The 12,392-nt window shown below is 64.2% G+C and carries 14 protein-coding genes and 2 pseudogenes; 8 read left to right on the forward strand and 8 right to left on the reverse strand.

Going from position 1 to position 12,392, the window contains the following annotated elements; translation table 11 throughout:
- Positions 1 to 12: 12 nt before the first annotated feature.
- Entirely contained in the window at positions 13 to 753 is a 741-nt protein-coding gene (locus ABDW57_RS18190) for a LytTR family DNA-binding domain-containing protein (protein WP_343731712.1), read from the forward strand.
- On the opposite strand, the gene purT is transcribed toward ABDW57_RS18190, so the two are convergent.
- Together purT and ABDW57_RS18200 are read right to left on the reverse strand one after the other, a co-directional pair.
- The gene (gene purT, locus ABDW57_RS18195) at positions 754 to 1,965 is read right to left on the reverse strand and encodes a formate-dependent phosphoribosylglycinamide formyltransferase (protein WP_343731585.1); all 1,212 of its coding nucleotides are present in this window, start codon (positions 1,963 to 1,965) and stop codon (positions 754 to 756) included. It abuts the gene before it with no gap.
- Positions 1,966 to 1,979: 14 nt separating this feature from the next.
- Entirely contained in the window at positions 1,980 to 2,735 is a 756-nt protein-coding gene (locus ABDW57_RS18200; RefSeq protein ID WP_343731586.1) for a DUF481 domain-containing protein, read from the reverse strand.
- 140 nt (positions 2,736 to 2,875) lie between these two features.
- Here ABDW57_RS18200 and ABDW57_RS18205 point away from each other — a divergent pair, with 140 nt between their 5' ends.
- Complete coding sequence (locus ABDW57_RS18205) at positions 2,876 to 3,211, forward strand: DUF4124 domain-containing protein (protein WP_343731587.1); 336 nt, start codon at positions 2,876 to 2,878, stop codon at positions 3,209 to 3,211.
- Positions 3,212 to 3,334: 123 nt separating this feature from the next.
- Here the strand turns inward: ABDW57_RS18205 and ABDW57_RS18210 are convergent.
- Positions 3,335 to 3,938 (reverse strand): annotated as a pseudogene (locus tag ABDW57_RS18210) (LysR family transcriptional regulator); the annotation flags it as partial.
- A gap of 86 nt (positions 3,939 to 4,024) precedes the next feature.
- On the opposite strand from ABDW57_RS18210, the pseudogene ABDW57_RS18215 reads away from it, so the two are divergent.
- Positions 4,025 to 4,203: pseudogene (locus ABDW57_RS18215) on the forward strand (NAD(P)H-binding protein); the annotation flags it as partial.
- Positions 4,204 to 4,308: 105 nt separating this feature from the next.
- Here the strand turns inward: ABDW57_RS18215 and ABDW57_RS18220 are convergent.
- Positions 4,309 to 5,109: a beta/gamma crystallin-related protein gene (locus tag ABDW57_RS18220; protein ID WP_343731588.1), complete on the reverse strand. Its 801-nt coding sequence runs from the start codon at positions 5,107 to 5,109 to the stop codon at positions 4,309 to 4,311.
- A gap of 73 nt (positions 5,110 to 5,182) precedes the next feature.
- Positions 5,183 to 5,641 (reverse strand): Lrp/AsnC family transcriptional regulator, encoded by a 459-nt coding sequence (locus ABDW57_RS18225; protein WP_343731589.1) that lies wholly within the window; start codon positions 5,639 to 5,641, stop codon positions 5,183 to 5,185.
- Positions 5,642 to 5,760: 119 nt separating this feature from the next.
- On the opposite strand from ABDW57_RS18225, the gene ABDW57_RS18230 reads away from it, so the two are divergent.
- A complete protein-coding gene (locus ABDW57_RS18230; RefSeq protein ID WP_343731590.1) occupies positions 5,761 to 6,042 on the forward strand; it encodes a hypothetical protein in 282 nt (93 codons plus the stop codon).
- Here ABDW57_RS18230 and ABDW57_RS18235 read toward each other — a convergent pair.
- Complete coding sequence (locus tag ABDW57_RS18235; RefSeq protein WP_343731591.1) at positions 6,027 to 7,325, reverse strand: NCS2 family permease; 1,299 nt, start codon at positions 7,323 to 7,325, stop codon at positions 6,027 to 6,029. The two genes, ABDW57_RS18230 and ABDW57_RS18235, sit on opposite strands and share 16 nt — an antisense overlap.
- A gap of 127 nt (positions 7,326 to 7,452) precedes the next feature.
- On the opposite strand from ABDW57_RS18235, the gene ABDW57_RS18240 reads away from it, so the two are divergent.
- The 3 genes from ABDW57_RS18240 to ABDW57_RS18250 are packed head-to-tail and all read left to right on the forward strand — an operon-like array spanning position 7,453 to position 10,882.
- Positions 7,453 to 7,800, forward strand: a complete 348-nt coding sequence (locus ABDW57_RS18240) for an STAS domain-containing protein (protein WP_343731592.1) — start codon at positions 7,453 to 7,455, stop codon at positions 7,798 to 7,800.
- Entirely contained in the window at positions 7,797 to 8,765 is a 969-nt protein-coding gene (locus tag ABDW57_RS18245) for an MBL fold metallo-hydrolase (RefSeq protein WP_343731593.1), read from the forward strand. Before ABDW57_RS18240 ends, ABDW57_RS18245 begins: the two co-directional genes overlap by 4 nt.
- A gap of 8 nt (positions 8,766 to 8,773) precedes the next feature.
- On the forward strand, positions 8,774 to 10,882 hold the full coding sequence (locus tag ABDW57_RS18250) for a CHASE2 domain-containing protein (protein WP_343731594.1): 2,109 nt from the start codon (positions 8,774 to 8,776) through the stop codon (positions 10,880 to 10,882).
- Between the two features lie 9 nt (positions 10,883 to 10,891).
- On the opposite strand, the gene ABDW57_RS18255 is transcribed toward ABDW57_RS18250, so the two are convergent.
- Entirely contained in the window at positions 10,892 to 11,482 is a 591-nt protein-coding gene (locus ABDW57_RS18255; protein WP_343731595.1) for an OmpA family protein, read from the reverse strand.
- Positions 11,483 to 11,485: 3 nt separating this feature from the next.
- Positions 11,486 to 11,926 (reverse strand): FecR domain-containing protein, encoded by a 441-nt coding sequence (locus ABDW57_RS18260; protein ID WP_343731596.1) that lies wholly within the window; start codon positions 11,924 to 11,926, stop codon positions 11,486 to 11,488.
- Between the two features lie 40 nt (positions 11,927 to 11,966).
- Here ABDW57_RS18260 and ABDW57_RS18265 point away from each other — a divergent pair, with 40 nt between their 5' ends.
- Positions 11,967 to 12,386 carry an ATP-binding protein gene (locus ABDW57_RS18265; protein WP_343731597.1) on the forward strand — a complete coding sequence of 140 codons (420 nt, stop codon included), beginning with the start codon at positions 11,967 to 11,969 and terminating at the stop codon, positions 12,384 to 12,386.
- The last annotated feature ends 6 nt before the right edge of the window (positions 12,387 to 12,392 follow it).

Raw genomic sequence — 12,392 nt, forward strand, 5'->3', positions numbered from 1 at the left:
GACGAAGCCCATCTGCGTGAATACCTTGAGACCCAGCTGAAGACCGTATGGCCCGGGCTGCGCGTGGTCGCGCGCGCCGCCAACGGCATCGAGGCGCTGAGCATGATCGACGACGAGGCGCCGGACGTGGTGTTCCTCGATATCCGCATGCCGGGCCTGACCGGGCTGGATGTAGCGGCACGGCTGGCCGATAGCCCCAAGCCGCCGCACATCGTGTTTGTCACCGCCTACGATCAGTATGCGGTGGAGGCGTTTGAACATTCGGCGGTAGATTATCTGCTCAAGCCGGCCAGCCTGGCGCGGCTGGAGAAGACGGTCGCCAAGCTGAAGACGCGTTTGGCCAGGCCGGCGCAAGCCGTGCCGGCAGAGGCGTTACAGGCCTTGCTGGCGCAACTGACGGCACCCGCAGCGCCAGTGCCGGCCGCCGCGCCGCTGCAATGGATACGCGCCTCGCACGGCGAGGAAACGCGCCTGATCCCGATCGATGAAGTGATTTACTTCCAGAGCAACGACAAGTACACCAGCGTGTTCGTGGCGGACGGGGAAAGCCTGATCCGCACCCCGATCAGCAAGCTGCGCGAGCAGCTCGACGAGCAGCAGTTCTGGCAGATACACCGCAGTGTGATCGTCGCCGCGCGCCATGTGGCAGGCACGCGGCAGGACTTTCGCGGCCGCCTGATGGTGCAGCTGAAAGGCCGCCCGGAACAGCTGGTCGTCAGCCGTAACTACGTCGATCTGTTCCGGGGTATGTGATTACTTTTTGACGACCGGCTTGACGCGGCCGGCGGCGGCCTTGGCGTTGATGCGCGCGGTTTCCACGTCGTCGTCGGTGGCCAGCGCCACGCCCATGCGGCGGCGCGCGAACGATTCCGGTTTGCCGAACAAGCGGATATCGCTGTTTGGCACGCGCAGCGCGTCAGCCACGCCTTCAAAGGCGATGCCGGCCGCTTCGTGCTGGCCATAGATCACCGCCGAAGCGCCCGGCGCTTTCAGCGCCACGTTGACCGGCAGGCCGAGAATGGCTTTGGCGTGCAGTTCAAATTCGCTTTGCACCTGCGTCGCCATGGTGACCATGCCGGTGTCGTGCGGACGCGGGCTCACTTCCGAGAACCACACCATGTCGTTCTTGACGAACAGCTCCACGCCGAACAGGCCGAGGCCACCCAGATCGCCGGTCACCTTGGCGGCGATGTCGCGCGCGCGCTCCAGCGCCACCGGGTCCATGCGGCATGGCTGCCAGGACTCGACGTAGTCGCCATGCACCTGCACGTGGCCGATCGGATCGCAGAACTGGGTAACGACCTTGCCGTCAGCACCCAGCGAACGCACGGTCAGCAGGGTGATTTCGTAATCGAAGTCGATGAAGCCCTCCACGATCACGCGGCCGGAATCCACGCGGCTGCCGGCGGCAGCGTAATCCCATGCGGCCTTCACGTCAGCGGCCGAATCCACTTTCGACTGGCCTTTGCCCGACGACGACATCACTGGCTTGACCACGCAAGGGAAACCCACGGCGGCGGCGCCGGCCTGCAGTTCTTCCAGGCTGCTGGCGAAACGGTACGGCGAAGTGGCCAGGCCCAGCGTCTCGGCGGCCAAGCGGCGGATGCCCTCGCGGTTCATGGTCAGCTGCGCGGCGCGCGCGGTCGGGATGCAGGTGATCTTGCCGGCGGCTTCCAGCTCCGCCAGTTTGTCGGTGGCGATGGCTTCGATCTCCGGCACCACCAGATCCGGTTTTTCCTGCTCGATCAGCGCGGCCAGCGCGGCGCCGTCAGTCATGTTGATGACGTGGGCGCGGTGCGCCACCTGGTGGCCCGGGGCATTCGGATAACGGTCAACGGCGATCACTTCCACGCCCAGGCGCTGTAGCGCGATGATGACTTCCTTGCCGAGTTCACCGGAGCCGAGCAGCATGACTTTGGTGGCGGTAGGGGACAGGGGCGTACCGAGAGTGCGTGGAGTGTTCATAGTTAGTCTTGGAGTTAGAAAGAGTAAACCAGCGTTACCGAAGTTTGGGTATCGGTGTTCTTTTTATCGGCGGGCACGTTGGTGTCGTTGCGGATGTTGTAGGCCGCCTTCATCTGCATCGTGCTGTTGATTTTGGTGAGGATCGCCGTCTCGGCAATCGAATGTATGTTCGAGGTGCCGCGTTCCACGCTGACGTTCTGGCGGAACTGGGCGTTGTCGCTCAGCTTCCACTTCAGGATGGCCGCGCCACGGATGGTCATGCCGTTTTCGACATTGCCTTCGGAACGTACGCCGCGGAAGTAGCCAGGACCGATTTCCACGTCCAGCGTGTGGGTGTCCGACTGGTAGGTCTGGGTGCCGTAGCCGATGCCGACGGTGGAGTAGCGCGTGTACGCGCCGAAGCGGTCGTCGACGTGGGTGGCCAGCGCGAACAGCTTGCCGTGATCGTCGTGCAGCAGCTTGTAGCCGGCTTTGGCCGACAGCGAGTAGCGCTGGGCGGAACGCTCACGCACTTTATCGCCATTGTCGTCGGTGACTTCCTCGTCCTTGAAGTAGCCGGCCAGGATGTATTCATTGCTCCACTTTTCGGTTTCCTGCTTGGAGTCGATTTTGCCGGTGACCGAGGTGCCGACCGTGTTGCCTGAAGTGGAGATGGCGCCCAGTTCTGCGGAGGTGTTCCAGCCGTGGGCGTTGACTGGGTCTATCGAGTCGGCGGCAGCGGCGCCACCGCTGGCCAATGCAAGCGCGGAGAAAATGAAAAGAGATTTCATGGGCATGCGTGTTGCTGAAAGAAGGCGATATTGTACTCGACATTACGCGAAGATGCCGCATCATAGGGGGTGCGGGGCCGCACAGACGCATCCCATGCCCAAGGCGGATGATGGTGTCACTTGTCAAAGGGGCATCGATCATGAAACTCATCCTGTGCGCGGCGTTGGCCGTGATGAGCGGCGCGGCCGGCGCTGCAGTGAATAAATGCGTGGACCAGGAAGGCCGCGTGCTCTACACGGATGCGGACTGCCCGCAGTCCACCACCCTGCAGGAGGAGGGGGCGGCCGACGCGCATGTCGCGCCACCGGTGCTGCCGCCTGTGCTGACGCCCGCGCCGCGCAGCCGCTGGGCCGATCTGCCGCGGCCACTGGTGCGCAAGGCCAGTGTCGACTCGGCGACGCTGAAGGCCGCGCATCAGACCATGCAGCTGGAAGATGAGCTGCACAAGTCGCGCCGCTTGCTCAGTTCCCGTTAATGTAGTCTTCCAGCCCGGCGGCCAGCACCGTGTAGACCGCCGCGCAGGCTGTCGCTGCGGACCGTATAGTTGCCACCTTCGAGCGCCGCCAGCAGCGGCATGATGCTGCGCGCGCGTGCTTTCGCGGTCAATGCCGATCAGCGCGTGCTGCGCCAGTTCCTCCCAGGTGCGCGGCGTGCCGTGGCGTTCCGGATAGCTGCGGTGCGCGTGAAAACCGAGATCGATATTGCCGATGCGGCGCGCCACCAGCACGTCCTGCCGCGGGCGTTGCATGCGCACGCAATGTCGGCGTCACGGCGCAGCAGGTTTTCGATGCGGTTCGATACCGCCAGTTCAATGTGACGCCGGGATGTGTCTCGCGCAGCCGTGCCAGTACCGGCGGCAGCACCTCCACGCCCACCACCTCACTAGCGGTGACGCGTACCGCGCCCTTGATCTGTGCATCCTCGCCCCGGCCGATGCCGGCAGCGGCGCGCAGCAGGGCGGAGGAGGCTGAGGCCAGCGTCTCGGCACAGGGCTGCAGCGCATGCGCGGCGTCGGTGGCGATGAAGCCCGCCTGCGAGCGCGTGAACAGCGACAGGCCAAGCGTTTGTTCCAGGGCGTCGATATGCCGGCCGACCGTCGGCTGGGTCAGCCCGAGCGCGCGTGCCGTTCCGGACAACGAGCCTTCCTGCCGCACGGAGAGGAAGGAACGGTACAAATCCCGGACTGGTTCGGCAGAGGTCATACGAAATTGTATAGCGGCTAAGTAATTTTCTTTTAGCCTGCGCAGAGCCACACTGCATCCATCGGCACTCACTCAAGGAGAACGACATGGAAGCATTGGTTCTGGGCGCAAGCGGCGGCATTGGCGGCGAGGTGGCACGTTTGCTGGTGGCGCGAGGCTGGCAGGTGAGGGCACTGAACCGCGCGCCGAAGCAGGGCGACGGCTTGCAATGGCTGGTCGGCGACGCCATGAATCGCGAGACGTGGTGCGCGCAGCGGAAGGCGCCAGCCGGTGCCCATGTCAAACGCACGTCTGCTGGCCGTGTTGGGAAGCGAACCGCATACGCCCCTGGACGTCGCGGTCCGCCGCACGCTGGAAGGGTTGGGCTGCCTTACATCCGAGGTTCGCCGGTCTTACTGTTAACCGCGATGGTGTTGCCCGGCGGCGTGCTCATTTGTACGCGGTGCTGCACGCCCCGGTAGTTGTAGGTCACGTCCCAATATTCCGGTCGCGGATTGCTGACGTTCTCGCAGCGGCGCACATCGCGCGAGTAGCTGTTGTTCTGATTGGCGACATTGTTGCCGATCGCCGCGCCGGCAATCGCGCCGCCGGCGGTGGCCACATCGCGTCCGGTGCCGCCGCCAACCTGGTGGCCGAGGATGCCGCCAATGATGGCGCCTGCGATCACGCCGCCGGCGTTCGGGCGCGAAGGTTCGTTGACCTGCTGGCGTTCGACCCAGCAGCGCTGTTCCGGCGTGCCCACCACGGCGCGCACGTCGCTGACCGGCACCTCGACAATGCGCTCGCTCGGGCGGCGGCGCCATTCATAGCTCGGCTGAGCCAGTGGCGGCGGCGCTTCGTTGTCGTAGCGGTCGCGCGCCTTGATCGGCCGTACCGACGAGATGCGGTTGTTCAGCCCCATGCCGCGCAACGATTCGTAACTGCCGCGGCGCAGCACCATGCATTGCCCGCGGAAGTTGGCGTCTTCGCACACTTCCCAGCGGCCGCGATCGACCACCACCGACGAGGCGCGGTCGTTAAAGCCCAGGCGCGACAAGTCGCGCACCTGGCCGTTGGCGGTGTAGGCGCGGCCGCGCCAGCCATCCGCTTCGTAAAAAGTAATTTGTGCGCAAGCCTGCGCGCCCACGCCCATAGCGGCAAGCGCCACGGCGAGCTTCATCGTTTTGTTCATTATCTTCTCCTGATGGGATGAAGCCTGAGCCTAGACCATCATGGCGCAGCACTCTGTACGCTTGCGCACCATGTCAGGGTTCGACCGAGTGCGTGCGCTTCAGGCAGCGCAGCACGAAGGTGGAGCGGCTGTGTTTGAGGCCAGGCAGCTTGTACAGTTTTTTGCGCAGGAATTCCTCGTAGCCGGCGGTGCCGGCGACCGCCACCTTGATCAGATAATCGTAATCGCCGGTCAGCAGGTAGGCTTCCATTACTTCCGGCAGTGTGGCCAGCGCCTGGCCGAATTTTTCAAAGATCTCGTCATCGTGACGGTCCAGCGTGACTTCGATGATGACGGTATCCGGGTAGCCCAGCGCGGTCTGGCTGATCAGCGCCGTGTAGCCCTCGATCATGCCGCCTTCCTCCAGCGCCCGCACGCGGTTCCAGCACGGCGTGGTGGACAGGCCGACTTTTTCAGCCAGCTTGGTGTTACTCAGGCGGCCATCGTTGCGCAGTTCGCGCAGGATGCGACGGTCCATTTCATCGATTTCCATACTGGCTCCAGAAAGATATTCCATTCATTCTACGACAGAAAGAATAATCTGCTGCAAAAAGTGAGAGGAAGGGTAAATTCAGGAAGCCTATTTTTCACTGTTCTGGCTATGCTATCAGCATGGATACCACACAAAAAAGCTACCGATTCTGCATCGAGCCAGATGCGCCCATCGCCACACTGGAAGCGGCCTTGCAGGTGGTGCGCCGGCTGGATATTGAGCTGCGCGCCCTGCGCACCACGAGCATGCCGCACGGGATGGAAGTGCAAATGCGGCTGGCAGCGCCGGAGGAAGATCTTCTCACCCTGTGCCGCATGCGGCTGCATAACCTGATCGGCGTGCTGCCGATCAGGGAAATGCCGATGCTGGTGGTGGATAACGTGCGTCAGGCGGCGACGTAGCTGTACTTGATGAGGAACACCACAGCAATCACCCACACCACCGGCTTGACCTGGCGCGCCTGGCCGGTGGCCAGTTTCAGGCCGGCGTAGGTGATGAAGCCAAAGGCGATGCCGTGCGCGATCGAGTAGGTGAACGGGATGGTCAGCGCGGTAATCGCGGCCGGCACGCTTTCGGTGGTATCGCTCCAGTCGATGTCGATGAAGTCACGCAGCATCAGGCAGGCGACAAACAGCAGGGCCGGCGCGGTGGCATAGGCCGGCACCACGCCGGCGATCGGTGCGAAGAACAGGGCGGCCAGGAACAGGCCGGCCACCACCAGCGCGGTCAGGCCGGTGCGGCCGCCGGCCTGCACGCCGGCCGCGCTTTCCAGATAGGCGGTGGTGCTGGAGGTGCCCAGCACCGAGCCGGCCACGATGGCGCAGCTGTCAGCCAGCAGTGCCTTGTTCAGGCGCTCCATGCGGCCATTCACCAGCAGGCCGGCGCGCGAGGCGACGCCCATCAGGGTGCCGGTGGCGTCGAACAGTTCAACCAGGAAGAACACCAGCACCACATTGAACAGGCCCATATTCAGGGCGCCCTGCAGGTCGAGATGGAACAGCGTCGGCGCAATCGACGGCGGCAGCGAGATGAAGCCGTGGAAGGTATTCCCGCCGAAGAAAAAGCTAAGTATGGTCACACCGACGATGCCGATCAACAGCGCGCCCGGCACCTTCAGGCGGTCCAGCGTGACGATCAGCAGAAAACCGAAGATGGCCATGATGGTGTGCGGATTGTGCATGTCGCCGACCCGCACCAGCGTGTCGGGATTGGCCACCACCAGCCCGGCGCTTTTCATGGCGATCAGCGCCAGGAACAAGCCCAGGCCCACGGTGATCGCAACCCGCAGCGAATGGGGGATGCCGTTGACGATATGCTCGCGCACCTTGAACAGGCTGACCACGATGAACAGGCAGCCCGAAATGAACACCGCGCCCAGCGCCGATTGCCACGGCACGCCCATGCCCAGCACCACGGCGTAGGCGAAATAGGCGTTCAGGCCCATGCCGGGCGCCATGCCGATCGGGTAATTGGCGTACAGGCCCATGATGATGGTGCCGAGGGCGGCGGCAAGGCAGGTGGCCACGAACACCGCGTCCTTGGGCACGCCGGCGTCGCCCAGGATGGCCGGGTTGACGAAAATGATATATGCCATCGTCAGGAAGGTGGTGACCCCGGCGACGACTTCGGTGCGGATATTGCTGCCGTGCTCAGCGAGCTTGAAAAATTGATTAAGTGACGGCATGCGCACGCTCCTCCAAATACATCAAGCGCGAAGAATAGCATGGATGGACGCAACATTAGGTGGTGTCAAAAGGATAAAAAGATGTGATAATGCAAAAATAGTTGTTCAATTTCTCCGGGTTTTCACCATGGAACTACAGCCTAAACAAGAGGGCCGCACGGTTGTGCTGAGCCCCGCCGGCCGCATCGATCACACCCATGCCGATGCCTTTAAACTGGCACTGGATCCTTATCTGGCGGACTGCCGCAAGGACGGCGCGCCGTTGGTCATCGATTTCTCCGAGGTCAGCTACATCAGCAGCATCGGCCTGCGCGCCTTGATGGTGGCGATCAAGCAGGTCAAACCGCAGGGCGGCCGCATGGTGCTGGCGTCCCTGCAGCCGCTGGTGCTGGAGGTATTCACCATCAGCCGCTTCGACATGCTGTTCGAGATTTTCCCTGACCGCGCCGCGGCGCTGGCTGCGGTGGGCACATGAAGGCGCGCATCTGGGGCGCACGCGGCTCGTTGCCGGTGGCGCTCACGCACAAGCAGATTCGCGCCAAGCTGTTGACGGCGCTGGAAGGCGCCATCGGCCGCAATCTTGATACGCCGGAGAAGGTGGCGCACTACGTTGATCATGATCTGGGTTTTGAGGTCAGCGGCACATACGGCGGCAATTCCAGCTGCGTGGAAGTGGAGGCGTGGGACACCGACGCCATTCATGAACACATCATTCTCGATCTGGGATCGGGCGTGCGTCCGCTGGCCGGTTCCAAACTGGCGAAGTACGGACCGGGCAAGCCGCAGACCTATCACGTGTTCATGTCGCACCTGCACTGGGACCACATCATGGGGTTCCCGTTCTTTACCCCGGCGTATATTCCGGGGAACCGCATCATCATCTACGGCTGCCACAAAGAGCTGGAGACGGCGTTCCGCCGCCAGCAGGAGCCAATCAGTTTTCCGGTCGCCTTCCACCAGCTGGGGGCCACCATTGAATTCGTGCAGATGGAGCCGGGCGTGCCCTTGCGGGTGCGCGATGTGACGGTGACCGCCAAGCTGCAGCTGCATGCCGGCGATTCGTACGGCTATCGGCTGGAACATGGCGGCAAGACGCTGATCTACAGTACCGACTCCGAGCACAAACTGGATAACGCCGCCGAACGGGTGGCCTTCGTCGACTTCTTCCGCGACGCCGACCTGGTGATTTTCGACGCCATGTACTCGCTGGCCGATTCGATTTCCGTCAAGGCCGACTGGGGTCACTCCAGCAATGTGGTGGGGGTGGAGCTGTGCCAACTGGCCGGCGTGCACAAGCTTTGCCTGTTCCACCATGAGCCGATCTACGATGACGCGCAGATCTCGCGCGTGCTGGCTGAAACGCGGCGCTATGCGGAAATCACCGGCGAGGCGCCGCTGGAGATCGTGTCCGCGTACGACGGCATGGAAATCCCGCTGTAAGCGCCGCCATGTTGCGTCGCTTGCTTATCAGCGCCTGGAGCGGCGTGCGCGCCGGGCAGGGGCGGCCTTTGGCGCTGCTGCTGACCGTCGCGCTGGCATGGCTGTTGACAGGCGGCGGCGACGGGCCGCTGCCAGCCTTGCGCCTGGCGCTGTTCGATGCCTATCAGGTTCATTTTCCGCGCGAGCGCCAGTCCGGCCCCGTTCACATCATCAGCATAGACGAAGCAGCGCTGAAGGAATACGGCCAATGGCCATGGCCACGCACCGTGTTCCGTGAGCTGCTGGCGAAGATTGCGGAACAACGCCCGCTGGCCATCGGCCTGGATATCCTGATGCCGGAGCCGGACAATACCTCCCCTGAAGCGCTGGCGGCGCGCCTGCCGGACGGCCGCCTGCGTGATGAACTGGCGCTGCTACCGTCGCACGATGCGCTGCTGGCGGAGCAGATGCGGCGCGCACCGATCGTGCTGGGCACGGCCGGCTTCATGCACGCCGAAGCCGGCACCAGCGACGCCCTGCGCGTCTGGCCGATGCGCGTGCACGGCGCGGCCGGCGCCGGCGGCCTGCCGGTGATGCGCTTTCCGCAGGCGATGTCCAGTTTGCCGATGCTGCAGGCGGCAGCGTGCGGACAGGGGCTGTTGTCGGCCAATCTGGAAAAAGGCATTGTGCGCCGCGCGCCGCTGGTCGGTGCGGTTGGCGAGACGCTGGTGCCTTCGCTGTCGATGGAGCTGCTGCGCGTTGCCACCGGCACCCCCGCGCTGGAGATTGAAGCGGATGGAGCAGGGGTGCACAGTGTCTCGGTCGGCGACCTGCGCGTGCCGACCTTGCCGGATGGCGCGGTGTGGGTGAATTTCTCGGCGCCGGCCATGGACCGCTATATCTCCGCACTGGATGTGATGCGCGGCCTCGTCGATCCGGCTGCACTGCAGGACAAGATCGTCATCGTTGCCATGACCGGCCTTGGCCTGAGCGACTACAAAACCAATGCGCGCGGCGACCTGCTGCCCGGCGTCGACACGCACGCGCAAATGATCGAAAGCTTCTTTGACGGCGCCTTCCTGCAACGTCCGCATTGGATGCGCTGGGCGGAAGTGGCGGCGTTTGCCGCCTGCAGCCTGCTGACCATCTGGCTGCTGCCGCGCCAGCGCCTGCGGGTTGGCGTGCCGATGGCGCTGTTGCTGGGCGCTGCGTTGTTTGGCGCCGGCGCCTTGCTGTTTGCACGCGCCGGCCTGCTGTTTGATGCGGCCGGCGTGGCGCTGGGCTATGTGGCGATCTGCCTCAGCCTCCTCACCAGCATGCTGGCCGCCGCGGTACGTGACCGCAAACTGTCCGAACGCGCCTTGCAGGCCGCACGTGAAGCGGCCGCCCGCACCGCCGGTGAACTGCATGCCGCGCGCCGCATCCAGATGGCGTCCCTGCCGCAGGCCGCCAGCGCCTTCCCCGGCGAACGCCGGTTTGAACTCGATGCGCTGCTGGAGCCGGCGCGGGAAGTGGGCGGCGACCTGTATGACTTCTTCATGCTGGATCAGGACCGGGTGTTTTTCATGGTCGGAGATGTCTCGGGCAAGGGACTGCCGGCCAGCCTGTTCATGGTGGTGGCCAAGGCGCTGTCGCGCAGCATCGCCTTGCGCAGCCAGGCCGACATGAGCGTCATCATGAACGGCGCCAACCGCGAACTGGTGCGCGAGAATCCCGAGATGCTGTTTGTGACCAGTGTGGCCGGCATACTGGATGCATCCAGCGGCCAGGTTTTCCTGTGCAACGCCGGGCATGATGCGCCGCGCCGCATCACGGCCGACGGCCGCGTCGAACTGCTGCAGGCAGCGGATGGTCCGCCGCTATGTGTGATGGATGATTTCGAATACCCGGTCCAGCGCTACCAGCTGCAGCCGGGGGAAAGCCTGTGCCTGACCACGGACGGCATCAGCGAAGCGATGAACGCGGTAGGGGAGTTGTATGGCAATGAACGCTTGAACGGCTTGCTGGCCGGCGTCGCCGCCACCGCGCCGGCCGCCGTGGTGCAGGCCGTGCGCGATGACGTGCGCCGCCACGTGAACGGCGCGGAAGCCTCGGACGATCTGACGCTGCTGGTGCTGCGCTGGAACGCCCCGGCCTGAAGCGCCGGTTCAGCGCACGCGGATTTCGACGCGGCGGTTGCGCGGTTCGTCGACGCCGTCCGCGGTCTTGATCAGCAGCTCGCGCTCGCCGCGGGCCTGCACCACGATCTGGTCAGCGGCAATGCCGGCTTCCACCAGGATGCGCTTGACCGACTCGGCGCGGCGCAGGGACAGGGCGTCGTTGTATTCACGCTTGGCCACGGTGTCGGTATGGCCAATCACGATAATCTCCGGCGCCGGGCGCGATGCCAGTTGCGCCTTCACTTCGGCCAGTTGCGCCGCCGATTCCGGCGTCAGGTTGTCGGTATCGGTCACGAAATAGACGATGAACACGGCGGCGCGCTGCGGCAGCGTATCGAGCAGGGCGCGGTAGCGGTTCTTGATCTCGGCGCTGTCGCTGACGGTGGCGACGGCGCCGCGGCTGTCGACGGCGGCGGTCTGGTAAGGCTGATCCAGCACCGTTTCCTTGCCCGCCGAGGTGATGATCACGGCACTTGGCTTGCCGTCCTGGTTCGGCAGCAGGGTAATTTGTTCGGTCGGTCCGCGTTGTAGTTGCGACACAGCGGCCAGCAGGCACACAGCCCAAAGCAGCAGGGCCATGGCTTATTCTCCATCCTTGACGTCGATGACAAACTCGGTGCCGCGCACGCCCAGTATCGAGGTCGGGGTGCGGAACTGCACCGCACCCGGCGACTGCTTGGACAGCTTGCCCGAAATGACGCCCAGCGTGCCTTTCTTGACCGTGGCGTTCAGCGTCCCCTCGTGCGAGGTCGGATCGAAGGCGTACTTCTCCAGCCACACATTGCTGTTCGGGCCTACCGCCAGCAGCGTTTCGTCGCGCAGCGTGATGCCCACGCTGCCGTCGGCGCCGGTGACCACGCGGTCGCTGGCCATCAGTGCGGCGCCGGCTTTGGCTGGTGTTTTTTGTCCGTCGCGCTCGATGGCGGCGCTGCCCTTGGCGGTTTTGATCATGCCGGCCGGGAGGTCGGCGGCGTTAGCCAGCAGCGTGATGGAAGCTGCCAGCATCGTTATTATTGTTTTCACGGTTCTTCTCCTGACGAAAGCATTCCGATAATATGCTTGAATGGACAAAAAAGAAACCGGTATCGCACATCTGCTGCGTTTTCCGGCACGACTCGATGCCGTCCCCGGCGCCATGGCCTTCGCCGCCATGGCGTTAACCCAGGCCGGCCTGGCGCCAGGCGTGGTGGCGCGCGCGGAGCTGATATTGGAAGAGCTGCTGCGCAACAGCATCCTGCACGGCTATGGCGGCGACAGCACGCACGACGTGTGGGTCGGCGTGCGCGGCACGGTGCTGTGTTATGAAGACGCGGCGCCGCCATTCAATCCGCTGACCGAAGGTCCGCCGCCGCCCGACCCCGGTTTGCCGCCGGATGAATTGCAGGTGGGCGGCGTGGGCCTGCTGCTGATCCGCCAGCTGGGCGGCGCCGTGGCCTATGCCTATAGCGCAGGACACAACCGCATTGAGATCACCTTACAATAGCGCCCG

The organism is Duganella sp., from assembly GCF_039595735.1.
In the GTDB taxonomy this organism is placed as follows: domain Bacteria; phylum Pseudomonadota; class Gammaproteobacteria; order Burkholderiales; family Burkholderiaceae_D; genus Rugamonas.